This window comes from Paenibacillus sp. FSL R7-0210 (assembly GCF_038009085.1).
Lineage (GTDB): Bacteria > Bacillota > Bacilli > Paenibacillales > Paenibacillaceae > Paenibacillus_AQ > Paenibacillus_AQ silagei.
Window position 1 is genome coordinate 268,718 of sequence record NZ_JBBPAR010000001.1, and the last position, 25,093, is coordinate 293,810.

Below are 25,093 nucleotides of genomic sequence, written 5' to 3' on the forward strand. Positions count from 1 at the left end.
GAGTACGGTATTATGTTTCGAAGTAGCTTATTTAAGAATAATGGAGCGAAGCTGGGGGCAGGGATTATCCTTTTGTTCATTGGCGCCGGACTCTTTGCCCCCTGGCTCTCCCCTTCTGACCCGCTGCAGATTCACATGGAGCATAAGCTGAGTATGCCTTCCTGGGATTATCCGCTGGGTACGGATCATCTGGGGCGCTGTGTGCTATCCCGTTTAATCTATGGGACAAGAACTACGCTTTACTATTCATTTGCCGTTTTGACTGTAGTTTTTGCCATTAGCATCCCCGTTGGTTTACTGGCTGGTTACGCTGGCGGCAAAATTGATCAATTGATTATGCGGATCATCGACATCTTACTTGCTTTTCCCAGCTTAATTCTATCGCTCGCAATTACAGCCATGTTGGGCGCCAGTATGAAGAATCTGTTAATCGCCTTTGCAGCCGTCTGGTGGACGGGATATGCCAGAGTGATCCGCAGCCTGGTGCTTCAGATCAAAGAAGGCGGATATATCGCAGCCGCCGCAGCGTCGGGCACTTCCCATTTGCAAATTGTGCTCAGGCATATCCTGCCGGTTGCAGCCCGTCCTATTCTCGTTCTGGCTTCTATGGAGGTGGGGACGATTATGCTCTCGATTGCGGGGCTGTCCTTCCTTGGTCTGGGGGCGCAGCCCCCTACACCGGAATGGGGAATGATGCTGAACGACAGCCGTGCCTATATTCAGACTGAGCCGCGGCTCATGCTCTTTCCTGGAATGGTAATCCTGCTGGCAGTTCTGGGCTTCAATCTGTTGGGGGAAGGCTTGCGCCGCTCAGCGCGTAATTACGATACCCGGGAGGTGAGTGTCCGGTAAATGAACAATGAATCCACCCTGCTGAAGGTTAGTCACTTATCGATCAGCTTCCATACCGGAAGTCAGCAAGTCAGGGCTGTAGAGGATGTCAGTCTCGAAGTGAGGTCCGGGCAGATTGTTGCACTGGTTGGCGAGAGCGGCAGCGGGAAAAGTGTTACGGCGATGTCTATTCTGGGACTGCTAGATCCTCCAGGCGTCATTGATAGCGGAGAGATATGGCTTCGCGGCCACAACCTCAGGGAGTGCTCTGCCCGCCAGCTAAGGAAGCTCCGGGGAACAGAAATGGCGGTTATTTTTCAAGATCCCATGAACGCGCTGAATCCGGTGCTTCCGGTTGGAAGGCAGATCATGGAGACGATCGCCCTGCACCGGCAAGTCACTGGGCAAGAAGCAAAGCAACTGGCTATGAAGCAGATGCAGCAAGCGGGCCTCAGCGATCCGGCACAGCTATTCAATAAATATCCGTTTCAGATTAGCGGCGGGATGTGCCAACGGGTGATGATCGCTATCGCGCTGGCTTCCGGGGCAAGCTTACTTATTGCAGATGAACCTACAACGGCTCTGGATGTAACCATCCAGGCACAGATACTTACGGAGCTGGACCGGATCAGACGGGCGAATCATATGGGCATCCTGCTCATTACGCATGATCTCGGCGTTGTCGCAGAGCTTGCAGATTATGTATATGTGATGAAATCCGGAAGGATTGTGGAATCAGGCAACGTCTTTGACATCTTTTCACGTCCAGTGCATCCCTACACTAAATACTTAATGGATTGCAGATAACAACTATGAAATTACATGTTCTACTGGGGAGGTGGGGATCCATGAAGCTGCTGGAGGCGGTAAGCCTGAATAAGAAGTATGGAATGAAAAGGGGGTGGTTCACATCTGAAGCCAGGAGTGTACAAGCTGTGAATGATGTGTCCTTCAGTCTGGAGAGCGGAGAAACCCTGGGACTGGTGGGTGAAAGCGGCTGCGGGAAGAGTACCTTAGCCAGACTCTTGCTGGGACTGGAGAAACCGTCCTCTGGAAGAACGCTGTACCGGAGTATGGATTATACAGACTGGAGCTTCAGCGAGATGCGTCAGATCCGCAGCAGGATGCAGATGGTGTTCCAGAACAGTCTGGCTTCCTTCAATCCACTGTTCACAGTAGAGCAAATTATTGGAGAGCCTCTGCGGAACTACGGGGAGAGGAAGGCAGGCGCGCGCAGAGTTCTGATAGCTGACACGCTTGAGCTTGTTGGACTTGAGCGGAAGCACATTCACAGTTATCCGCATGAACTCAGCGGCGGACAGCAGCAACGGGTCGGAATTGCCAGAGCTATTGCACTGCGTCCGGAGCTGATCATCTGTGATGAACCGTTCTCCAGTCTCGATGTTACCCTGCGCAAGCAAATGATTGATCTGTTGCAGGCATTGAAGCGGGAGCTGGGATTAAGCTACGTGTTCATTACACATGACTTGTCGGTCGTGAACCGTTTTTGCGACAGTGTGGCTGTGATGGTTCAAGGGGAAATTGTGGAGAAGCAATCAGGTGAGGGGCTCATGCAGCAGGCAGACCATCCGTATACCAGAAAATTGCTCTCCTCGATACCTGTGCAAGACCCCCGCTTAAGGAGAAAAGATAGAGAAAAGGAGTACAGAGAATGAGAGCCAGCTCAAAGTCAAAAACTGTATTAACAACATCACTATTCATCCTGCTTCTTGTAATAATAATGGGGATATCAGGTTGTAGTCATTCTGATAGAGCAGCCCAAACCTCTGACTCCCCGGACAAGGCAATCACTGTTGCCATAGCGGCTGATGCCGGTCTTGACCGGCTGGATGCCAGGGCCTATGAGGGTTCGATGAATGTACATGCGATGATATACGACGGATTAGTTGAGTACGGCGAGAAGGGCGAAATCCTGCCTTCGCTTGCGGAGTCATGGGACATCTCTGAGGATGGGAAGGTCTATACCTTCCATCTTCGTCAGGGGGTCAAATTCTCGGACGGTACGGAATTTAATGCGGATGCGGTCAAGTTCTCCTTCGAACGCTGGGTTAAAGATCCGGCCAATTCGCTGAATGTAGCTACCGCCATGGAATCTCTTGAGGTCGTAGACGAGAATACGATTACTATGACATTCAACAAAGCGTATTATCCGTTCCTGACCGAGCTGTCCTTTGCAAGACCGGTACGGATTATCAGCCCTACCGCAGTGGAGCCAGCAGGTGATATTAACGGTACATTCGTCCGGGCGATTGGAACCGGTCCTTGGATGGCAGAGAGCTATAAGACGGATCAGGAAGCCGTACTGGTCAGCAATCCTAATTATTGGGGAGACCTGCCGAAGCTGTCCAAAATTATTATGAAGGTCATTCCTGATCCACAGTCCAGAGTACTGGCGCTGCAAAGCGGGGATGTAGATATTGCCGGGGGACAAATGGGGAAGCTTCCAGTCGAAAGTGTACCCGTGATCGAAGCGGATTCCTCACTAACTCTGCAAAAATCACCAGGAACAAGCTCGCATTTCATGATTTTTAACTATAATACATCTGCTCTCCAAGACCTGAATGTCCGCAAAGCGATTAATTTGGCGATGAACAAAAAAAGCATTGTGAACGATCTTATGAATGGTATTGGACAGGAGGCCAAGGGCTTGTTCCCGCTGACCGTTCCCTATGTCACAGAATCCAATAACACATGGTACGGCTTCGATCCCGAGGAAGCGAAGCAACTGCTGGCCACTGCCGGCTATAAGGATTCGGATGGAGATGGAATTGCCGAGAAGGACGGAAACCCGCTTGAGTTCAATTTCGTGCTGCAGCAGGCGGAATATCCGGAATGGAAGACCATCAGTGAGCTGATTCAATCGGAACTTAGGGAGATTGGCATTGACGTCAAGCTTCAGGTGCTTGAGCCGAATGCTTATTATGATGCCTTATGGACAAGCAAAGCTTACGATCTCATCCTGTACCGGACCTATGATGATGCTTATAATCCGCATTCGTTCCTGTTGTCCCTGTTCCACCGAACCACTGAAGCACCTGCTGTGGTATGGTCTGATGCGGAGCTGGAAGCACAGATTGATAACGCAGTCGGAGCCATGGATCTTCAGGAACGTCAGAGTGCCTATGATTCCATATTCCTCAGAATGTATCAGGAGGCGATGTTTGCAGCGATTTATTTCCCTGATGACATATTGGCCGTTAATCACAGAGTGACCGGATTCAAGCCGGGGTACACCACGTTCACACCTGTCTTTTGGAACCAGCTGGATGTGGATAGTAAATGATAAGATACAGTACTTGCCAAGAAGGAGTGAATGATAATGAGTATACAACAAGAGGTAGAACAGTATTGGGAAGGCGAAGCAGAGCTGTATAGTGAAGGAATCCAGAAGGAACTGAACGGCTTCCAGCGGGAGGCCTGGCTGAAGCTTATCCTCGATCATGCTCCGCAGAAGGACAGCCTGCATGTTCTGGATATTGGCTGTGGTCCCGGCTTCTTCTCCGTCATTCTCTCAAGCGCCGGACATTTGGTTACGGCCATAGATTGTACAGACAATATGCTGGAAGAGGCGCGTCTGCACTCCAGCCGGGAAGGAGTCGATGTAACGTTCCGCAAGATGGACTCGCATAAGCTGGATTTTGCTGCGGAGAGCTTTGATCTCATCGTGTGCCGCAATGTCACTTGGAGTCTTGCCGATCCGCAGTCAGCCTACAAGGAGTGGGCAAGAGTACTCAAGCCCGGGGGACGGCTGCTGGTCTTCGATGCCAACTGGAACCGTCATCTTTGGGATGAAGAGATGGCGCGGAAGCACGCAGAGGATCAGCAGGCCTATATCGATAGAGGCTATGGTGAGCTTCCCCATCACAAGGACATTGAAGAGACTGACCGTCTGAGTCTGGCCTTGCCGCTGACCAGAGAGTGGCGGCCGGAGTGGGATGTGCGCGCACTCACAGAGGCGGGCTTCTCCGCTGTCTATACGGAAGAGAATCTGAACGGCCAGGTGTTGGATGAGCAACAGCAAGTCTTGTACCGGTCAACGCCGGTGTTCATGATTTGCGCTGAAAAATAAGGCGGACCGGCTTGCTAAAATGTAAAATAAAAATAGCGACTCTCTTTGATGAGAGCCGCTGTTTTTGGTTTGAAGCGGCATCAGCCGATCGACACATTGTATGTCTTCAGCCACAGGTTGACCTGGGCCAGATAAGCGAATAATTGCGGGCCGGACATCAGCTGGCCGAACCACGGCAGATTGGTGGAGGACTCTGGCGAGGCGGCGATTTCTCTGATTTTGGCTGGATCAATGAGCGGGAGAATGGGGGAGGAAGGATCGTCCAGAATGCTTAGTACCTGTGAGCGCACCTTGTTCAGATAGGCAGGGTTATGCGTTTTGGGGTACGGGCTTTTTTTGCGGTAGAGCACATCGTCCGGCAGTACACCCTCCAGCGCCTTGCGCAGGATGCCTTTTTCCCGGTTGCCTACCATCTTAATCTCCCATGGAATGTTAAAAACATATTGCACCAGCCGGTGGTCACAATACGGAACGCGTACCTCCAGTCCCACGCCCATGCTCATCCGGTCCTTACGGTCCAGCAGGGTCGGCATGAAGCGGGTTATGTTGAGATAGGACATCACGCGCATCTGTGCCTCTTTGCTGGTCTCGCCGTCAAGCTTCGGTACCTCAGCCACCGCATCGCTGTACCGGTCTCCTAAATATTCCAGCGGACGTATCCACTCCCGGATTTCCGGCGATAATAATCCGGCACGCATATTGGGGGCCACTGACCAGGGGAAGGTACCGGAAGATAACATCTCCTCGCGGTGGAACCAGGGATAGCCGCCGAAGATTTCGTCTGCGGCTTCGCCTGAGATGGCTACTGTAGCCTTCTTTTTGATCTCCTGGCAGAACAAATAGAGTGAGGAATCCACATCGGTCATCCCTGGCAAATCGCGGGAGTACAGGGCATTATCGAGAGCGGCTACCAGCTCCGGTGTGTCAAAAGCGATAAAGTGATGATTCGTGTCCAGCTCGTCGACCATCCGCTGAATCCAGGGACCGTCGGCTCCGGGCTGGAAGCTATGGCTTTTGAAATGCTTATCGTTGTCTACATAATCGACGGAGAAGGTGTCGATCCGGCCCTGGCCGGTCCGCTTGTAATAATCTACAGCAAGCGCAGTCAGGGCACTGGAATCGAGTCCGCCGGAGAGCAGTGAGCAGACCGGAACATCGGAGACCAGCTGGCGCTCCAGCGTATCCTGAAGCAATTCACGCACCCGTGCTGCCGTCGCATCCACGTTATCGGTATGCTGGACGCTCTCCAGCTTCCAGTAAGCATAGCTGCGGATTCCGCTGCGGCTGTAAATCATGGCAGACCCAGGGCGAAGCTCGAATATATCTTTGTATACCCCTTGTCCCGGAGTCCGTGCCGGACCAATAATGAAAATCTCGGCGAGGCCCTCCGGCCCGACCTTCGGCTGGACGAGGGGATGCTGCAGCAGCGCCTTGGGCTCGGACCCGAAGACGAAGACGTCCTCCACTTGGCTGTAGAACAGCGGCTTCACGCCCAGACGGTCGCGGGCCAGGAATACCTGATCGCGCAAGCTGTCCCAGACGGCAAAGGCGAAGATGCCATTGAGCTTCTCCGTGCAATCCGGCCCCCATTCGATGTAGGCATGCAGCAGAACCTCGGTATCGCATTCCGTGAGAAAATGATGCCCGCGCTGCTTCAACTCTTTTTTCAGCTCAGGGGCATTATATAGCTCGCCGTTATATACTATAGCGTATAACTTATCCTCATGGCGGGCAATCATCGGCTGTGCACCGTTCTCGGGATCGATGACGCTGAGTCGGCGGTGTCCGAAGGCAATAGGCCCTGAAATCCAGGTTCCGGCTGCATCCGGTCCGCGGTTGGCTAACGTTTCGGTCATTCTGACGAGCAGCTGCGAGTGCCCGGTAAGATCACCGCGCCACTGGACAAATCCGGTTATTCCGCACATGTCTGATTCATCCTCTCTTTTGTGCGATTGTTGTCTGTCCTTTCTTTTTTGCCAAGTAATACAGATATATGCCGATTGAAGGGATAAAATGTATGTCCTTATCCGAACACTAGGGGAGAGGGAAATTTGCCAGGAGGGATGATGACAAGTGTATTACATTAAAGACGCCAAAATCCGCAGAATGACTGACTATGACGGCGCGCCTTGCGCAGAGGTTGGCGTATTGCCTGGAGCTGTGGGCGATTCCGCACTGCTGGTGTATATTGTTGAGGATCAGCGCGAGGAGGGCTATGAAATTGTCCGGATTCTGACGAATGATGCGGATACGGCCACCGACTGGTTCGACAATAATCTGCATGATGCCTTCAAGGACGTTACGGTTAGCGGCTTCACCGGCAGTACGGTGATGACTCCGGAGGATGAACGCTCCAAGTTCCAGCGCGAGCTGCTGATCTTCGGCGATCTGAAGCGGCAACTGGGCGAGCACTTCCGGCAGCTTCCCTGAGCCTACATCTTCCGCAGGTCATGTCCAGTCTTGACTATAGAGCAGGAGGCTTTCCGTGAGGGCGGTTGCGGGAAGCTTCTTAACTGGAAGAGTTTGGTCTTGCTAATTCTGCTGAATCAGGTATAATGAATAACGTTGCGTTAATACATATCTCTTCAAAAGCTTCAAGTGATACAACGTTATCCTACATGTCCCGGTAGCTCAGTTGGATAGAGCATGCGCCTTCTAAGCGCACGGTCGGGGGTTCGAATCCCTTCCGGGACGTCAAAACAGCAGCCTTCCTTCGGGAGGGCTGTTTTGACGTCCGGGGGATGAGAACCCCCTTTTTATTTTGAGTAGGATCAACGTGGGCACTTGGGTGGACGCTCCGCAAACGGACCGTTGTTCCAATCGCTGTTGTGTCCAGATTTTATGTATTCCCCTTAGCGGTGAAAATCCGGACACAAAGGCGACCGCTATCGCTTTTACACAATCGTTCCGTCCGCTCCGCTGTTTAAGCGGGGTGCAAAATACATAACAATCCAAAAAAGCTCAAAAACCATCCATTCCAAAGGAGCGATCTTAATACGCTCAATTTAGAACGGACCAATTGACTCTAAATTTACTGAATGCGGCCCAAATGAGCGAATGAGGTACATAAGTGCTCCTGAATTCACCAATAGTGAGGAAAATGAGCAAATGAGGGGCATTAGTGCCAATGTCATTAAGATAAGTTCAAAGATAAGTTTGGAATTAATAAAGAGAATCCAAAACGGTATGGGGAAACGTCCTATGCCGTTTGTTTTTGGTGTAAGGAAGGAAAAAAGCGCATAGCAAACAAAGCGGATGGAAGATCCACTTAAAAAAATGTTCATGCGAACCGAATTATGCTACTCTGTAGACGAAGCTAATGGCGGATTTGCTACGTATTCTGCGTGTATTCCTTTGCCCAGGACGGGTGAGACGAATCGGCAAAATATTTTTGCGAATCAAAGCTTCCACATCAGGCGGGGGTCCATCGCCCTTGGAGCGCAGGAAATGTCTACAGACGTGAACGGCTACCGTGAAGTTGACTTGGTAGAGGTGCCGTTTATCCTTTTGGGAAATGACTACGTGCGAGGTAATCATTTCAGCGAAGTTGTAGAGGATCATTCTTGCGAATATCTCTTGGGTAATGGACTCTTGCTTTTTTGCGTGAAAATGGGTCAAACCAATGGTGTATTTCAAAGCCCGGAAAGAGGTCTCAATGCCCCATCGCAGATGATACAGATCCCGGAGTTCATCCGGTGAGAATTCAGCAGTAGACAGATTGGTAATGACGGTTTCATAATCGCCACTGGGCAGGAGGAAACGAACCACCCGAAAGGAAATGGGGTAAAACAAGTTCTCTTGCATGTCCAGAAAATCAAAGCTAGAGGTAGCCGGAAGAACTTTATAGATTTCGGGGCGATTCCTGAACTCTTTTGTTTGTTTTTTAGTCAGCGTCAGGTGAATCTCCTGATCAAACGCTCCGTCCAAGGTCAAGTGCAAACCCGAAAGAATACCATTCGAATGCAAATCCTTGACGCGTATGACGTAATTCCATCCTTTCCGTTCCAGATGTGCGAACGTATTATAGCTTTCAAATCCTCGATCCCCCGTCACAAGGACGTTACCCTGAATGGGGGAGCGATCCACCATTGTGGCCAGTGCCCTTCCTTCGTTGCGGAACTTTCGAGGTTGAACAATGGCATCCACATAAAGCCGGTTACAGAGGTCATAAGCAGCGTTCAAGTGCAGAAGGTTAAAGCCTTTCGAGTGGGGCTGACTTTGAGAATAGGTCAACGGGTCCGCAGGATCTGTTGCAATATGCAGATCGGAACCGTCAATGGCCAATAATCGATAGCCTCGATAATCCTTGAATTCCGTATGGGACGCGGTAAAGGTGTGAAACAAAGATTCGACCGCAGACGGCAAAATTTTATTTCTTTGCTGAACAAAAGCAGAAGAAGTTGCGGTGTTAACGTCATAGCCCTGCGATTCCAACAGTTCCTTATAGAGGCTATTGCCGCCCATAAAGATCAGGGTTTGCATAACCGTTTCAAAGGGTAGTTTTTTCGTTCGGGTAAAATCCTTTCCCGGGTTTCTGACGTAAGGCGCGGGGGCAGCCGCCATCTCTCGGATAAGAGAAGTCAGTCTGTCTTTCAGCGAATTTGCATAAGCATTCATTGGCGTAACCTCCTCGTTTTTTCAAGGGGCTTCGCCACACGTTTTCTACGGATTGTCAAGATTTTTTTGTGCAAAAAAAGAGCAGGCTATCTTTTCGATAACCTGCCTTTTTCTTGTTTTGGCTCTATATCTTAACTTAATGACATTGGCATTAGTGCCCCAGAATGTGCCGGAAGTGGGTGTCGAGCGGAAATGAGGGGCACAAGTGCCCCAGAATGTGCCGGAAGTCGGCGTCGAGCGGAAATGAGGGGCATTAGTGCCCCAGAATGTGCCGGAAGTGGGCGTCGAGCGGAAATGAGGGGCACAAGTGCCCCAGAATGTGCCGGAAGTCGGCGTCGAGCGGAAATGAGGGGCACAAGTGCCCCAGAATGTGCCGGAAGTGGGTGTCGAGCGGAAATGAGGGGCACAAGTGCCCCAGAATGTGCCGGAAGTGGGTGTCGAGCGGAAATGAGGGGGCATTAGTGCCCCAGAATGTGCCGGAAGTGGGTGTCGAGCGGAAATGAGGGGCACTTGTGCCCCAGAATGTGCCGGAAGTTAGCGTCGAGCGGGAAATGAGGGGCACAAGTGCCCCAGAATGTGCCGGAAGTCGGCGTCGAGCGGAAATGAGGGGCACAAGTGCCCCAGAATGTGCCGGAAGTGGGCGTCGAGCGGAAATGAGGGGCATTAATGCCCCTAGTGTATAAGTACACTTGAATTCTCTTGAATTCAGAGGATGCCCCCAGGAGTGGGCGGATGGAGAAGGGAGAGTAGCTGTGCAAGCTGCACGGACCCGCATAGGTTCTGCTCATTCATCCGCTAGAGTAATTGGTTCTTAAGAGGATGAAGACTCAATGTGTCTACATCCGCTCCGGCTTAGGCAGACCGAGTACGTCGAGCGCTTCGCCCAGCGTATCGGTGAAGCTCCGGGTCAGCCACAGGCGGAAGGTGATGCTGGCTTCCCCGCCTTTGAGAATTGGACAAGCGGAGTAGAAGTTACTGAACAACGACGCCAGGGAATAGGCATAGTTACAGATCGTATCGGCGTAAGCTCCCGGCTTGCTGTATAGAGTGTGTCTTGCCACAAGCTGAGCTGTCTCAGCAGGGCAAGCTCAGCCGCTTCGAGCCTGCGCCGGGAACAGCGGTACCCCGCCAACGCCAGACTCGCCCACACCGTACTCGCCAACGCCAGACTCGCCAACGCCAGACTCGCCAACGCCAGACTCGCCAACGCCAGACTCGCCCACACCGTACTCGCCAACGCCAGACTCGCCAACGCCAGACTCGCCAACACCGTGCTCGCCAACGCCAGACTCGCCAACGCCAGACTCGTCAACGCCGGACTCGTCAACGCCGGACCCGTCAACGTCAGACTCGCTAGCGCCGAACTCGCCCACACCGGACTCGCTAGCGCCAGACCCGCTAACACCGCTCCCGCCACCTGCCGCAGCGGCCTTACTAAGCACGCGCTGCGCCCGGGCATAGGCGTACATCAGGTAGACGCCGGTGTTGCCGGAGATTTCCATTGCCTGCTTGAAGTCGAACACAATCTCGGTGCCCAGATTGAAGCGCAGCAGGTAGTAACGGATGGCAGCGGTGGCGATGAGCCGGCTGGACAGGCCGTTTTTGTCCGAACGGGTGGATTCAATCATGTCTTCCATGAGCCGGACCAGCTCGGTTACCTTAATGCCGACTCCCTGGCGACCGGACATGGCGTAGGAGCTTTTGCCGCTGGAGGTATCAATGCCGAGCCCGGCCGCAGAAGCGGGACTCAGCGAGACCACCCCATAGCTGACATGATGCAGCGCGTCTGCCTGCGCACCGAATCCCAATGCCTTGAGCGCCTGCTTGACCATCTGCTGCGGATATTCCTGCCGGTAATCGATGACGTTCACGACCTGGTCCGCCCGTCCAAAAGGCAGAGCCTGTCCGCTCAAGCCGGTCGTCCACAGTCCGCTCTGAAATTCGCTGTAGCTAAAGTCCTTCTCCAGCAGTCCGAACTTCCACAGATGATAGGCGATGTCCTTGGCGGTATAGGTCAAAATTCCGTTCGAGCGAACCAGCACCTTATCCTTCTGATGCTCCTCCAGCGTGTCTGGTGTAGCGTCTTCAGCGGGTTGCTTCAGAATCCAGCAGCCTGCCAGCTTGCCTTCCGTCTCCTGCACGAAGATCTCCGTCTGCGACAGAAGCTCGAATGCCGAGGCCCAGAAGCCCTCCTTCAGAATGTTGCTCTCCCACACCAGCAGATCGTAGTCAATGCCGAACCCCCGCATCTCCTCCACATGCTCTTTCACGATCTGCCCGGCGACGAGGTTGCCAATCCAGGCGGTGTTGCCGTGGCCTTCCTCCAGCGCATGAAGAATCTCGGTCCGCTTCTGCACCATCTCGGGCTGCTGCGCGTACGTTTTGTTAATCTCGGCATAGATGTCCCAGCAATAGTCCCCGAACCGGACATGGGCTCCCGCCAGCGGAACATTCAGCAGACCGGCTACGGTGTCTGCCAGCTGATTGCCGAGATCATCGACGTAGTTGTGCACCTCAACGGTATGGCCAGTCGCCCGCAGTACTCTCACCAGTGCATCCCCGATACAAGAGTTTCTCAGGTGGCCTATATGCATACTTTTATTCGGATTGACCGAGGTATGCTCTACAATCACTTTCGACCCTCCTGCATGCTGAGGCAGCGTGAAACTCCCCTTCGACCGTGCCCAGGCCTGCCAATCCAGGTACATATTAATAAACCCCGGACCGGCGACCTCGGTTCTCAGCACCAGTCCGTGAACAGAGCCCGAAGCTTCAAGCTCGGCAACGATCAGCCCGGCGATAGCCAGGGGAGCTTTGCGCAGGGGGCGGGCGAGCTGCATGGCGATATTGCTGGAATAATCCCCGTGGTCGGCACTCGCCGGCTGCTCCAGGGCAACATTCATTTCAGCGATGGCGGGCACGCTCAGAGTTAGCGCGATTTTGTGAACAGACTGCTTCAGGCTTTCTTGGATTAGCTCACTTAGCATTGGCATGAATAACAACCTCCTGAATAAAATAACGACAAAAAAAGCCTTCATCTCCTAAGAGACGAGGCTTGTGCGCTCGCGGTACCACTCTCGTTGCTAAACCTCACAGTTCAGCCACCTTACAGGTTAACGGTCCTCAGCCGGGGCTTCCTACTCTCAGGGTTCAGAAGTCCATCTCACGGGTGCGCTTCATGGTTCTAATCTGTACCGGCTTCCACTAACCCGGCTCGCTGGGGACTAGATATAAGACCATTACTCTCCCGGTCATCGATTAAATATGGATTTGTATCAGTATAGCGAAATTCTGAAAGAAAGCAAGAGCAGATTGCTGAGCAGCAGGGGTCCTCCGGTTAAGAATTACTCATCATTGGGCGCCCCTGTCAGATTCTTGATGTCCGTTGATCCATAAATCAGCAGCATGATTACAATGACCAGCAGGAGTCCACCGGCAAATCCCTCTCCGTCAAAACTGTCCATAGCCCCGTCCCTCACTTTCACTTGCGTATGTGTTCAGGTGTTTTCGGCTTTCTTTTTCAAAGCGGCCATGATCTCGTTCAGCGTAAGGCTGCTGTTGTTATCGAGGAAGCTGACCAGCTTATCGACATTGTCATTGCTCAAATCACTTAAGGTTTTATATTTGCCCACCAGACTGACGAACATGGATGCGTCCGTGTACATCTGGATGGAGTCTACTTTCAGCTTGCCGGTCAATAGAAGTGCAGCTACGGCGAATTCAAGCCCCTTAGGTGTCTGGGTTTTGGAGCTGGACGGTGTTTTTTTTGCGGCGGGCTTCTTTCCTTTTCCTGGAGGGGGCATGGGACTCCCTTCTTCCGTTCGGCGTTCGTATGCAGAAAGCGCGGCCCATGGGCGGTCTTTCCTTATTCAAGAATATGCGTGCCTGCGGTCATTGGTGAATAGGCTCAGGCCTGTGTCCACACCGTTACAGGAAAGTCCGAATATGAATATATCGTACTTTGACACTAGAACTTCAAGGGAGGACGAGACAGGATGGCGATTTTGTCAACAGGACCGATAGAGAACAATGCCGTTTCGGGAGTCAGACCTACGCAGACGGTGACGGTAAGAATAGTGAAGCGGAATGCCCCAGGCAGCGCCTCTATTAGTATTCAGGGATATGTGCTGGGCGCTACCAGAACGCTGTATGTCAGTGAGGTGATTGATGTTGCTCCGAATCAAGTGGTAACCCGGGATTATTTTGCCGATCTGAATGCCTATGAATTTGTGTTCATCACTGGAGAAGTAGACGAAGATGAGATTGGAATATCCGTGTGGGGCAAGACATCAACCGGCCAGCTGGTGAATGCACACCGTGTAGTGACGCATGAGAAATTAAGCTCAGACGTATAGAGGGTTAGGGTATTATTCTGGACTTGCCAGTTGTAAAATGAAACAGGGACCTTTCAGAGCTACTCGCTCAGAAGGTCCCTGTTTATATTGCGAATAGAGCAGAACGGGCTACAACAGGTTGTTCAACTCAGATCGAGAGGATTTCACGTATATCATGCTCGCTCAGGCTCGACAACGCCTCCTGCCCCGGCTGGATCACCTCGTCAATCAGGTTTTTCTTTTTCTGCTGCAGCTCGTACATCTTATCCTCCACCGTACCCTGGGCTACCAGGCGGATGACCTGTACGATCTTTTTCTGCCCGATCCGGTGGGCGCGGTCGGCGGCCTGCTGTTCGACCGCAGGGTTCCACCACAGGTCATAGAGAATGACCGTATCGGCGCCGGTCAGGTTGAGGCCGGTGCCGCCCGCCTTCAGCGAGATCAGGAACAGGTCGCGCTCGCCTTCATTGAAGCGGCTGCAGAGCTCAACCCGCTGGGAGGCCGGGGTCTGTCCATCCAGATAGAAATGCGGAATCCCGAGCAGCGCCAGCTCGCGCCCGATCATGCCGAGCATCTGCGTGAACTGCGAGAAGATCAGCATCCGTTTGCCGGAGCTCCGGCATTCGTCGATAATCTCCAGTAGCTGCTCGAATTTGCCGGAGCCTCCTGTGTACCCGTCCACGAACAGGGCGGGATGGCAGCACAGCTGGCGCAGCCGAGTCAGTCCGGCCAGCACCTTGAGCCGGCCGTTCCCGAAGCTGTCGCTGTCCAGATGCTTAAGCGCTTCTTTGCGCAATCTGGCCAGGTAGGCGACATAGAGCCGTTTCTGCTCCGGCAGCAGCTCGGAGGCCTGGAGGGACTCGATTTTGTCCGGTAGCTCCTTCAGCACATCGCTCTTCAGGCGGCGCAGCAGGAAGGGGCGGGCGCGTCTGGCGACCGTCTCCCGGGGAAGGTCATGGAACGCCTTCTTTCCGGGGAACAGTCCAGGGAAAACGACACTGAAGATCGACCACAGGTCCTCCAGTGCATTCTCCACCGGCGTACCGGTCAGCGCAAAGCGGTAGCGGGCCTGAAGCAATCTGACCGCTTGCGAAGTCTGAGTCTCGTGATTCTTAATCATCTGCGCTTCATCCAGAATGAGCGTATGGAACGACTGCTTGGCATACTCATCCACATCTCTGCGCAGCAGCGGGTACGAGGTGATGATGACATCATGCCCGGCCGTGTTCCGCACGGTCCGGCTGCGCTCACCAGAGTTGCCGTCAGCAATGACTGCCTTAATCTCCGGGGCGAAGCGCTTCAGCTCATTGAGCCAGTTATAGACCAGGGAAGCAGGGGCAACCACCAGCGCAGGTACGCCGCTCTTCCGGATGTCCTCCAGCTCAGAGAGCAGGAAGGTGATGCTTTGCAATGTTTTGCCAAGGCCCATATCGTCCGCCAGAATCCCGCCGAAGCGGTAATGGGCCAGCGTCCTCATCCACTGGAAGCCGTACTGCTGGTAATCCCGCAGCACGGGAGCCAGACTCTCCGGCACTGGGAAGTCCAGATTTTCGGGACTCGCCATGTTGGCCAGCAGCCGCCGGAAGGAGCGTCCGGTCTCGATAGTCTGCCCCTGGAAGGTGCCTGCATGGAGATGGAGGGCACGGACCAGCGGCAAGGAGAACTCCGTACTCCGGATATCCACGCTGCGGACGCCGAGCTCGTTCATCAGCGCGATAATCTCCTGGAACTCAGCGGTATCCAGCGGGAGCAGAGCTCCGTCCTTGAGCCGGTGATATTTACGTTTTTCCTGGAGAGATTTCAGGACCGCGGTAATGTCATTCTCCGTGATGCCCTCCATGGCGAACTTGAAGTCCAGCCAGTCGGTCTTCTCGTTCCAGCTCAGGCTGACCTTGGGCGCTGCATGCTCCGTAAGCACCCGCTCCTTGACCGCAGTGGTCGCATAGACCTGAAGCAGCGGTTCCAAGAGCGGGATGGTATGGTGCAGGAAGTCGAATTCCCCGTCCTCGTCACGCATGATATACCCGCTCTCCGTCCGCGAGAAGGACTCATGGGCCATCAGGTCCAGAATCCGCCGCTCCGCTTCCCCGTCCCGCATCAGAATGACCTCGCTGCTCCGCTCATGCGCCTTCTCCTCCAGCGGATTGATGACAATTCCGCCGTATTGGAATTCCAGCCCGGCCAGCAGCCGGTCCCTTACCCGGTCCAGGTAGAGTCTGGCGTGTAGCCGGGTCTGGACGATCCGGTCCGCGATGGCGTCGGCAATGCTTACTCTGCCCAGCTTCTTCAGGCCGGGTATGACCCTGTCCATGAAGGGCTCCATCTGCTCAGGCGCAATCGCCAGGCTATCCCGCCGGCTGCTGCTGAGCATCCGCTTCAGCTCGGAGAGACGCCCGCATTCCTGCGCCGGGAGCTTCAGCAGCCTGCCTTCGGTCAAGACCAGCCCGTAGCTCTCCAGAACCGTAAGCTGCTCAAGCCCCCGGACATCCAGCAGGTAGCCTTCCTCCTGTGCCTGGTCGAACTGGAAGCTGAGCGGCAGCAGCTCCTCCGAGACCGACAAGCGGTCAAGTTGAAGCTGTCCATGCTGAAGGCGTACGGCAGGCGCTGCTTCTAGCAGGGGGTACAGACTCTTCCAGAAAAAAGGGGCCACCGGCAGCAGCCGGTCATTTCCCGGATGGCTGGGGCCGGCAGCATACGGATTGTTGAGGCTGTTGTAGACTTTCTCATTCTGCATGATCTCAATCAGCTTCAGCAGGACCTCATTATCTTCCTTGGAGAAGCTGTGCAGGGCGGGATCATAGCTGAAGTGTGCTGTGAACTCAAAAGGCTCGCCCCGGCGAACCTGCTCCAGAAAAGGTCTGATCTTCTGCGCGATATAGAGGCGCTTGGGGCCAAGCTTCACTTCGATTCCAAGCATCGTGCTGCTGTAGCCGAAGCTGAAAGGCCGGCAGATGAACTCGACCTGGAGCGGTGTCCGCAGGTCGATATACGTGCCGGCACCGCTTGGCAGCTGCCGCCCTCCGGTGAATATTCCGAGCATGCTGTTCACCAGCTGCCGGTCTGCGCTTCGCTCCTTGTGGTCTGCCCCGGAGAGGGCAGAGCTGCCTTGCACGAGCGGCAGACTGCCGTCCCTTGCGGGATAAATCTCCTCCGCATCTTCCTGAATATCCGCCGCCTGGTCAGCTCCGGCCGCCCGGCTGCGGTAGAGGACCGCCACCAGCGCCGCCGCAATATGCTTGCAGAAGGGGCCGCCGTGATAGTAAGCCGGGCAGGTGCATTCCCCCTGCACATCCCCGTCACTGTCGATAATCAGCGCGATCTCATGGCTCTCCAGCCCATGGACCTCAGCGCGGTATTTGGAATATTCGTCTTCCTCGTTATGCTCCGTATAGACAAGATCCACCTTATGGGCATGATAATAAGCCGCTCCCTGGTCAAAAGCAGCATTGCCGCACAGCAGCTTGATTACCCGTTCCGGCACCTGATAACCCACGTATACTCACTTCCTTTTATTGCTTCTATCTAAGCCACCCCCACGGGGGATATCGTACTTAAAGATTATCCATTCCCGCCGATCCCGTGCAGAATGAAGCTTATCGTCTGTTCAATCTCTGCCTCATCATTCCAGTCCTGCTCCGGCATCAGCACCAGCCGGGTCAGCAGGTATCCGGCAATCGCGGAGATGGTAAAGCGGATAATCGCAGGAGTGGGCGCATCAATCACTTCACCTTCCGCCTTGAAGTGCTCGGTAATTGCAGTGACACGCGCCAGAACCTGCTCGAAGATATTCTCGGTCAGCTGCTCCTTCAGCGCAGGCTGGAAGGGGATCTCCTGAATGAGAATTTTGACGATTTTCAGATTCCTGCGGACGAACTCCAGCCGGTTCACCATGAAGGCCTTAAGGAAGGCTTCGTAGCTCTCGAACGGCACATCCAGCACACCGCTGAAGTTGCGCAGCACGAACGGGGCGATCATCCGGCTCATGGTGGGCACAACGATGGCGAGCAGCAGATCTTTTTTGGTCCGGTAATAACGGAAGATCGTGCCTTCGGCCACGCCGGCCTTCTGGGCAATCTCACTAGTGGCGGCCGCCGAGAATCCCTTCTCTGCAAAAACATCAATCGCCGCCCGCAGAATGGACAGCTGCTTGGGCGTGACCTGCTCCTTCTCGCTGAGGTCCAGCAGCTCCTGGACCCACTGGTCTTGCTCCAGCTGCCCCTGATCGGCAGCAGGGTTATTCTCCATCAATAGAACCTCCAGACTCTTGCAGTTCCTCCTAGTGTACCATAGCCCGTTCACCCTTTACATTCTGCGGTGCTTGCGCAGAGCCAGTACATTCAGCAGCATGAACAGCAGGGAGAAGCCGATCAGCATGAACACATCCCCGGCGATATCACTCCAGCCTCTGCCGCGTACCATGATATCCATCAGTGCCTCTGAGCCGTAGTACATGGGAGTGACGAGTCCAATGCGCTGGAGCCAGAGCGGGAGGGTATCCAGCGGGAATAATCCGCTCAGGAAGATCTGCGGCACAATGACCAGGGGGATGAACTGGATCATCTGCAGCTCATTGGCGGCGAATGCCGAGAGCAGGGTGCCGAGGGTCAGCGCCGACATCGACAGCAGCAGCGTCATCAGCAGCACGTAGCCGAAGCTGCCGGTCATCATAATCCCCAGCACCTGGATGGAGAACCAGGAGATCAGCAGGGCCTGGAAGACGGTGAAGATGCCGAAGCCGCACACATATCCGGTGACGATCTCCCAGCGCTTCAGCGGGGTGGAGAGCAGACGCTCCAGTGTGCCCGTGGTCCGTTCGCGCAGGAAGGAGACACCGGCAATCAGGAAGACAAAGAAGAACACGAACACCCCGATCATAATCGGGCCAAAGCGGTCGATCGTCTTCATATCCTCCGCGCCGTAGAGGTAGCTGATCTGCGGCTGGAGCTGCCCGCCGCCCGGAGCTTGCGGCCGGAGGCTCTGCACAGCTTCCTGGAGCGCCAAGATCACAGCGCGGTTAGCCGCCGGATTGCTGCCTTCAAGGACAACAGCAGGAGCGTCTCCCTTCATTGTAAGGAGAGCATCGATGGCTCCCGCCTTCAGGGCGGCCTGCCCGGATGCTTCATCGGCATAGCTGGTAACCTCAGCCTGCTCGGCTTCCAGCGCTGAACTGAACACTGCCGCGCCGCCGGAGACGTCGATCCTAGGCTCATAAGCATCGCTGCCGAACACCAGGCTCATCAGGCTAAGCACCAGCAGGGGAGCGATGAACATCAGCGCCATGGTTCTCCGGTCATGGATGAATTGCTGCAGAATTCTCAGGGTAATGGCCCGGATTCTCATCGGCGTACACCTCCATAGCAGAGGAAGGCTTCTTCAATACTGGCGGTGCCGGTAGCCTGAAGCAGTCCGGCCGGAGTATCAGCCGCCAGCAGCACGCCGTCCCGGATCATCGCCAGCCGGTCACATTTCTCCGCCTCATCCATCACATGTGTGGTCAGCACAATCGTCGTTCCTTTGCGGTTCAGCGCCTTCAGCTCCTTCCAGATAGACTGGCGCAGCACCGGATCGATGCCGACGGTCGGTTCATCCAGCAGCAGCAGCGGCGGCTCGTGCAGCAGGGCAATCGCCAGGGACAGCCGGCGCTTCATGCCGCCGGAATATTGGTCCACCCGCTTCCGCAGATGCTCCTGCAGATTCACCAGCTCCATCACATCCCCGATCCGCCGCGTGCGGTTGCCGCCCTTCAAGCCATACAGAGCAGCGAAGAACTCCAGATTCTCCTTGGCGCTAAGCTCGGTATACAAGGCATCCGACTGGGCCATATATCCGATCTGCTGGAGCATGGCAAGCTTCGGCATCCGCACCCCCAGCACGGTGACCTCACCGGAGGTTACCTCGTCTATGCCCGTAAGCAGCTTGACCAGCGTGGTTTTGCCGGAGCCGGATGGCCCCAGAATCCCGAAGGTCTCTGCCTGATTCACCTGAAGCGTAATATCCTTCAACACTGTTTTATCGCCAAAAGCCCGGTTCACATGAGTAACCGCAATGACAGGCTTCCCCTCATCCATACCAATCTCCTCCATTCGCCATAATAATGAGTGAGCGCTCACTCATTATACTAATGATTCCCTGTTCAAAAGTAAATAAAATTGTAAGGATTATCCGTTACTCCTGCTCTTGATCCGGGTAATAAAAGGGACATCCTATGGTTACCGGCATCCTGAAACCCAATTCACTAAAGGCGGTGGAATTATGGCAGGACATAAGCTGCTCCTTCCTCTGGCAGCTCTGCTGGCTGCGGCTGGACTTAGCGGCTGCGGCGATGCGGACAAGTCCGGCAGTGGCGGACGGTTTCATACCTTGGCAGACGAGAAGACGGAGGCAAGGCAATATTTGCCGGAGGATCTGCCGATTCCCGAAGGGGCAGGCATTACTTTTACCCAAGGTGAGCAGTCAGAGGGGAAGAAATCCTCCATGCTGGTCTATCAGACGAAGGAGAGTATGGCCGCTCTTGGAACTACATATCAGAAGTATGTAAGAGAGAAGGAGCTGGAACTCGGGACAGAGATTGTCGACAGCCATAACCTGCTGATTAACGGCAAAGTGAACGGCTCTTATTCGTATTCTATTATTGGCAGTCCCTCGGAATCAGAGCGCGGCGGGAACGAGATTATCGTGACGTGGATTGTGAATTAACACAGGATTTACAATAGGCCGGTCCGGGAGGGTTCCCGGGCGGGTCTTCTTTGGTTTGGGCTTGTAATTATTTTTACAGTTAATATTTCCATAACATTCCTGCGCAACAGAATTGACACTCGTAGACGAAAATAACATTAGCAGTTACCTATAGGAAAAGGGTGAATCTAATTGAAGAATAGTAAATGGATCGGCGCGGCTCTGGCTTCTGCACTTCTCGTAACAGGGGGAGCTGTTAGTGTTCTGGCCACAAGCAGCCAAGTAAGTGCCGCAGCTGTGAACACAGCAGCCGTAGAGGGCAGCATGTCCTGGAGCATCAACGGTACGCCGGTTACACTCAGCACAATTAACAGCGGCGGATACAAGCTCTATTCATTGAGCCAGGTAGCCGCAGAGCTGGGAGCAGGACTTGTGCACGGCAGCAGCGGAATCCAGCTGAATGACAGCAAAGGTCTACATAGTGTGCAGCTCCAGCCTGGCGTGAAAAGCTATCAGGTGGATGGCGAAGCCCTGGAATTCACAGTGGCCCCGGTTGTACGTAACGGCAAAACGTATGTGGAGCTGACGAAGCTGGTTACGGCGCTTGGCGGTGAGCTTGCGGCCGATGCCCACACGATTCTGAGCTTTGCCCGGCCCGCCGGTTCATTTGATACCCTTCACTGGAGCGCTGACGGCAGCCTGATTGCGAATAGAAGCGACGCTGAGTCCACACTGCTCTATAAATTCACCCAGACTCCAGGCAACTATGATCTGTTCTCTTCCAGCGAAGGCGCGGTGGATTTCGCAGTCTCCGCCGACCAGCAGTGGGGCGCATTCAGCGATGAGACCAGCCAGCTGAAGCTGATCAACCTGTCCACCGGCTTAATCAGTCCGCTCGGCAAGGACACCAGCGTGAAGACAGATATCGTGTGGTCCAGTGACGGCAAGACGCTCTATTTCGTCCAGGGCGACAAGCAGGAGAAGCTGGCACAGATTTCAGTAGAGACCGGAGAGATCAAGGCTCTGCTTGAAGATAAAGTGGAGAACAAATCGGAGCTTCGCATATCGGCAGACGGCAAAAGTGCAGTATACATCGTCAACATCACCGGTACCGCGAAGAATGATGCCGACAGCACAGAAGATTCACTTACCGTAGACTTCAGCAAGGCTGGAGAACAGCTCTATAAGCTGGATCTTACGACCAAGGGTGCTAAGCCGGCAGCCTTGACTACTACGCCTGACAACAAGCTGTATCCTGAGATTCTGGCTGGCGGCAGCGTGAGCTACCTGAGTGCGGATGCAGACGGCAATGCTGCTAACACGCTGAAGCTGATTGCAGCAGACGGTAAAAGCACAGATGTCGCCCTCGGTGCAGAAGCGAACTGGTCCATAGGGGTTAGCACGGGCCTCGTTGTCTCCGGGACTACAGCGGACGGCAACACGGTAATTTACTCTATTGCAGGCAGTGCAGCTCCGGTTGAACTGTACCGGACAGCCGAAGATGTATCGGAAGTGGCGGTATCGGCAGACGGCAGCAAGCTGGCTATTATCAGCGACGGCAAGGTACTGGTCATTCAGAACGGCAAAGCGCTGCAATTGTCAGTCTCACCGGAAGCTGCTAATTAATTACAACATTTATCGGCGCACACCGCCGGGAGGAGAATTCAGACATGAAGATGTTCAAAAAATTCACAGTTACAGCACTTACCGCGGTGATCGCGGTTACCGCATCCTTTGCAGGGGCAGCCGCAGCAGCGGACAGCCTCAAGGGTAAAATCACCGTTAACGGTTCTACGGCCCTGCTTCCGCTGACGCTGCAGGCCGCTAAGGAATTCCAGAAGCTTCACCCTAAAGTGAAGATTGCCGCTTCCGGCAAGGGCTCCGTGACTGGACCGCAGGCCGTGAAGAAGGGGATTGCCGATATCGGAGCCTGCGACTGGGATGCCAGCATTGATGTTCCGGGCTTCAAGGCTTTTGACGGACAGGTAGCGAATAAGGTCGCGGTGATTCCTTTTGCAACCATCGTTAATAAGAATGTCGGAGTAGACAACCTGACTACAGAGCAGCTCAAAGGCATCTACGCCGGTAAAATCACCAACTGGAAAGAGGTCGGCGGATCGGATGCGAATATCGTAGTGATCACCCGTGCCTTCGGCTCCGGGACCCGCGTTAACTATCAGGCCAAGGCGCTGGGCGGCGGAGATATCGTGAAGAAAGAGAAGAACTACAAGGAAACCGGCTCCAGCGGCGACATGAAAACAGCTGTAGGTACAACGCCTAACGCTATCGGCTACATCGACCTTGTCTATGTAACGGGCGGCGATATCAAGGCTGTGAAGTTCAACGGTGTGGAAGCTAACACGGATAACGTAATCAACGGCTCGTACAAGATCTGGGCTTACGGCTACTACATGACGAAGGGCCAGCCGACCGGCGCGACCAAAGAATTCATCGAATATGTACAGAGCAAGAAGTTCCAGCAGGGCTCGCTTAAGAAGCTTAAGTTCATTCCAATCTCTGCGATGCAATCCTAAGATTCTTGAACCAAGCAAGCACAATAGATGGATAGGTAACAGCGGCCAGCTCCGGGATATACGGGGTTGGCCTCTTACAGGAGGGAAAGTATGGGGGCACCGGTTCATGGCCTGACAGCAAAGACACAGACAAGCCTAGAGGAAGTTAAACGTAACACCAAGCGGCACCGCAGACATCTGCTGGGCAACAGCATCTCCCGTTATTATTTTTTATTCAGCATCCTTGCGCTCTGTCTTGTGCTGGGACTAGTTATTGTATTCATCGGCAAAACGGCGCTGCTGCTCTTCACCCGCATCTCCCCGCAGGACTTCTTCTTCTCGTTCAACTGGACGCCGGAAGAGGATGCCTTCGGCGCCGCCGCCTTCATCGTAAATACATTGTCGCTTACCGCACTGACCCTGGTCATTGCCGTGCCCATCTCGGTCGGGATGGCTGTGCTCTGTGCGGAGATTGCCCCGAATTGGCTGAAGAGCTTCATCCGTCCGGTGCTTGATCTGCTGGTCGGTATTCCTTCTATTGTATACGGCTATCTGGGCTTGACCGTGCTGCTGCCCTTCCTGCGCAGAGTCAGCGGAGAAGGTCTCGGGGACGGACTGCTTGCAGCCGCACTCGTGCTGGCATTGATGGTGCTGCCCACCATCTGCCGGATCAGCGATGATGCGATTGTCTCTGTTCCGCGCAAATACCGTGACGCTGCCTATGCGCTCGGATCGACCCGGCTTCAGGTCATTATGCGCGTCGTTCTGCCCGCGGCCAGCCGGGGCATTATCTCGGCGGTCATTCTTGGCATGACCCGTGCAGTGGGGGAGACCATGGCGGTGGTAATGGTCATCGGCAATACGCCGCAGCTGGCGAAAAGCCTGTTCGCACCCACCTCGGTGCTGACCAGTAATATCGTGATGCAGATCTCCAACGTGGAGTTCGACTCCACCTGGAACTATTCCCTGCATATGATGGCCTTCCTGCTGCTGCTGATCTCGTTTGTACTGATTCTGATTATCCGGCTCCTGGGCCGCAAACGGAGGGACGCCTGATGAACGGATTCACGCGCACACGCCATACAGCCAGAGCCCAGCGGCGCAATAAACTGGCGACCATCGGCTTCTATACGCTGGGCGTTCTGGTCATGCTGCTAATCTTCTGGCTGCTGTTCACCATTCTAAGCAAAGGCTTGCCTTCGCTCAGACTGGACTTCCTGCTCAAGCAGCCGGAGGAGATTGATCCCGGCGGCGGGATTGGTCCCGTCCTGTTCAACTCCTTCTATATCCTGTTCATCTCGCTCCTGATCTCCGTTCCGATCGGGATCGGGGCAGGGATCTATATGGCGGAGTACGCGCCGGATAATGCCTTCACGGGTGCGCTGCGCATCTGCGTGGAATCCCTGTCCTCGGTGCCGTCCATCGTGTTCGGCCTCCTGGGCCTGGCGATCTTCGCCGAATATTTCGGCGTCGGCCTGACGATCCTCGGCGGGGGTGTCAGCCTGGCGCTGCTGAATCTGCCGATGCTGGCCCGCGTCACGGAGGAAGCAGTGCGAGCGGTCCCCGGCGAGATCCGAGAAGCCGGCTACGCCCTCGGCATGACGAAGTTCCATGTCATCCGCAAGGTGGTTGTGCCAGTAGCCCTTCCGGCCATCGTCACAGGCGTCTGCCTGGTGGCCGGCCGCGCCTTCGGGGAGTCGGCGGTCATTATCCTGACCGCCGGGCTCAGCACCTCCGGCGAGATGTGGGACTTCAACCTCTTCTCACCGGGCGAGACGCTGGCTGTGCATCTGTGGTACGTGCAGTCTGAGGCCATCGTCGAGGATGCGCGGCAAATCGCGGATAAGTCTGCCGCTGTGCTGGTCTTTGTCGTGCTGCTGATCAACTTTATGTTCCGCTTCCCGCTGTGGCTGGGCAACCGCCGCCGGGGACGCTGAGAGGGATGCGGATGCGCGGATTCACGCTATCGCTATAACCCTGTAAGAACAGGCTGCTCTGCTATGGAAGTTTCATGGCGGGCAGCCTGTTTGCTG

At 54.5% G+C, this 25,093-nt stretch carries 20 protein-coding genes, 1 tRNA gene, 2 pseudogenes and 1 other annotated feature; of the genes and pseudogenes, 14 read left to right on the forward strand and 9 right to left on the reverse strand.

The genetic code is table 11. From position 1 onward, the window contains the following. Positions 1–12 precede the first annotated feature (12 nt). From nikC to MKY64_RS01285, 5 genes are all read left to right on the forward strand, one after another. A complete protein-coding gene (gene nikC, locus MKY64_RS01265; RefSeq protein ID WP_340950555.1) occupies positions 13–852 on the forward strand; it encodes a nickel transporter permease in 840 nt (279 codons plus the stop codon). After that, positions 853–1,638, forward strand: coding sequence for an ABC transporter ATP-binding protein (locus MKY64_RS01270; protein ID WP_340950558.1), 786 nt, complete (start codon positions 853–855; stop codon positions 1,636–1,638). It begins immediately after the preceding gene. Between the two features lie 41 nt (positions 1,639–1,679). After that, complete coding sequence (locus tag MKY64_RS01275) at positions 1,680–2,507, forward strand: ATP-binding cassette domain-containing protein (RefSeq protein ID WP_340950560.1); 828 nt, start codon at positions 1,680–1,682, stop codon at positions 2,505–2,507. A gap of 197 nt (positions 2,508–2,704) precedes the next feature. Next, entirely contained in the window at positions 2,705–4,135 is a 1,431-nt protein-coding gene (locus MKY64_RS01280; RefSeq protein ID WP_340950562.1) for a nickel ABC transporter substrate-binding protein, read from the forward strand. A 36-nt stretch (positions 4,136–4,171) separates the two neighbouring features. Continuing rightward, complete coding sequence (locus MKY64_RS01285) at positions 4,172–4,921, forward strand: class I SAM-dependent methyltransferase (protein ID WP_339250695.1); 750 nt, start codon at positions 4,172–4,174, stop codon at positions 4,919–4,921. An 80-nt stretch (positions 4,922–5,001) separates the two neighbouring features. Here MKY64_RS01285 and asnB read toward each other — a convergent pair whose 3' ends face one another. Then, positions 5,002–6,846 carry an asparagine synthase (glutamine-hydrolyzing) gene (asnB, locus tag MKY64_RS01290; RefSeq protein ID WP_340950564.1) on the reverse strand — a complete coding sequence of 615 codons (1,845 nt, stop codon included), beginning with the start codon at positions 6,844–6,846 and terminating at the stop codon, positions 5,002–5,004. Positions 6,847–6,994: 148 nt separating this feature from the next. Between asnB and MKY64_RS01295 the strand changes: the two genes are divergently transcribed. After that, entirely contained in the window at positions 6,995–7,351 is a 357-nt protein-coding gene (locus MKY64_RS01295) for a hypothetical protein (protein ID WP_036726047.1), read from the forward strand. Positions 7,352–7,541: 190 nt separating this feature from the next. Further along, a tRNA-Arg gene (locus tag MKY64_RS01300) sits at positions 7,542–7,615 on the forward strand. Positions 7,616–8,215: 600 nt separating this feature from the next. On the opposite strand, the gene MKY64_RS01305 is transcribed toward MKY64_RS01300, so the two are convergent. Together MKY64_RS01305 and MKY64_RS01310 are read right to left on the reverse strand one after the other, a co-directional pair. Beyond that, the gene (locus tag MKY64_RS01305) at positions 8,216–9,538 is read right to left on the reverse strand and encodes an IS4 family transposase (RefSeq protein ID WP_339249709.1); all 1,323 of its coding nucleotides are present in this window, start codon (positions 9,536–9,538) and stop codon (positions 8,216–8,218) included. Between the two features lie 836 nt (positions 9,539–10,374). Next, entirely contained in the window at positions 10,375–10,599 is a 225-nt protein-coding gene (locus tag MKY64_RS01310; RefSeq protein ID WP_445671687.1) for a DALR anticodon-binding domain-containing protein, read from the reverse strand. Between MKY64_RS01310 and MKY64_RS33355 the strand changes: the two are divergent. After that, positions 10,588–10,722: pseudogene (locus MKY64_RS33355) on the forward strand (hypothetical protein); the annotation flags it as partial. The gene MKY64_RS01310 and the pseudogene MKY64_RS33355 overlap by 12 nt on opposite strands. A 234-nt stretch (positions 10,723–10,956) precedes the next feature. Here MKY64_RS33355 and argS read toward each other — a convergent pair. Further along, positions 10,957–12,525: pseudogene (gene argS, locus MKY64_RS01315) on the reverse strand (arginine--tRNA ligase domain-containing protein); the annotation flags it as partial. Between the two features lie 54 nt (positions 12,526–12,579). Further along, positions 12,580–12,802: a binding site (T-box leader), on the reverse strand. Between the two features lie 233 nt (positions 12,803–13,035). Beyond that, entirely contained in the window at positions 13,036–13,341 is a 306-nt protein-coding gene (locus MKY64_RS01320; RefSeq protein ID WP_339311359.1) for a hypothetical protein, read from the reverse strand. A 192-nt stretch (positions 13,342–13,533) separates the two neighbouring features. Between MKY64_RS01320 and MKY64_RS01325 the strand changes: the two genes are divergently transcribed. After that, positions 13,534–13,893, forward strand: coding sequence for a hypothetical protein (locus MKY64_RS01325; protein ID WP_339250689.1), 360 nt, complete (start codon positions 13,534–13,536; stop codon positions 13,891–13,893). A gap of 127 nt (positions 13,894–14,020) precedes the next feature. Here the strand turns inward: MKY64_RS01325 and MKY64_RS01330 are convergent, their stop codons facing one another. From MKY64_RS01330 to MKY64_RS01345, 4 genes are all read right to left on the reverse strand, one after another. Continuing rightward, positions 14,021–17,365 (reverse strand): DEAD/DEAH box helicase, encoded by a 3,345-nt coding sequence (locus MKY64_RS01330; RefSeq protein ID WP_340950568.1) that lies wholly within the window; start codon positions 17,363–17,365, stop codon positions 14,021–14,023. A gap of 65 nt (positions 17,366–17,430) precedes the next feature. Continuing rightward, the gene (locus MKY64_RS01335) at positions 17,431–18,117 is read right to left on the reverse strand and encodes a TetR/AcrR family transcriptional regulator (RefSeq protein WP_051478062.1); all 687 of its coding nucleotides are present in this window, start codon (positions 18,115–18,117) and stop codon (positions 17,431–17,433) included. A gap of 57 nt (positions 18,118–18,174) precedes the next feature. Next, on the reverse strand, positions 18,175–19,212 hold the full coding sequence (locus MKY64_RS01340) for an ABC transporter permease (protein WP_340950569.1): 1,038 nt from the start codon (positions 19,210–19,212) through the stop codon (positions 18,175–18,177). Then, complete coding sequence (locus tag MKY64_RS01345) at positions 19,209–19,940, reverse strand: ABC transporter ATP-binding protein (RefSeq protein WP_036726041.1); 732 nt, start codon at positions 19,938–19,940, stop codon at positions 19,209–19,211. The genes MKY64_RS01340 and MKY64_RS01345 overlap by 4 nt, the downstream gene beginning before the upstream one ends. 184 nt (positions 19,941–20,124) lie before the next feature. Here MKY64_RS01345 and MKY64_RS01350 point away from each other — a divergent pair, with 184 nt between their 5' ends. From MKY64_RS01350 to pstA, 5 genes are all read left to right on the forward strand, one after another. Then, entirely contained in the window at positions 20,125–20,568 is a 444-nt protein-coding gene (locus tag MKY64_RS01350; RefSeq protein WP_339250679.1) for a hypothetical protein, read from the forward strand. A 171-nt stretch (positions 20,569–20,739) separates the two neighbouring features. Then, the gene (locus MKY64_RS01355; RefSeq protein WP_340950570.1) at positions 20,740–22,173 is read left to right on the forward strand and encodes a stalk domain-containing protein; all 1,434 of its coding nucleotides are present in this window, start codon (positions 20,740–20,742) and stop codon (positions 22,171–22,173) included. Positions 22,174–22,217: 44 nt separating this feature from the next. Next, positions 22,218–23,081 carry a phosphate ABC transporter substrate-binding protein gene (locus MKY64_RS01360; RefSeq protein WP_036726036.1) on the forward strand — a complete coding sequence of 288 codons (864 nt, stop codon included), beginning with the start codon at positions 22,218–22,220 and terminating at the stop codon, positions 23,079–23,081. A gap of 90 nt (positions 23,082–23,171) precedes the next feature. After that, positions 23,172–24,116, forward strand: a complete 945-nt coding sequence (pstC, locus tag MKY64_RS01365) for a phosphate ABC transporter permease subunit PstC (RefSeq protein ID WP_339250674.1) — start codon at positions 23,172–23,174, stop codon at positions 24,114–24,116. Continuing rightward, positions 24,116–24,997 carry a phosphate ABC transporter permease PstA gene (gene pstA, locus MKY64_RS01370; protein WP_076086486.1) on the forward strand — a complete coding sequence of 294 codons (882 nt, stop codon included), beginning with the start codon at positions 24,116–24,118 and terminating at the stop codon, positions 24,995–24,997. The genes pstC and pstA overlap by 1 nt, the downstream gene beginning before the upstream one ends. Positions 24,998–25,093: the final 96 nt, after the last annotated feature.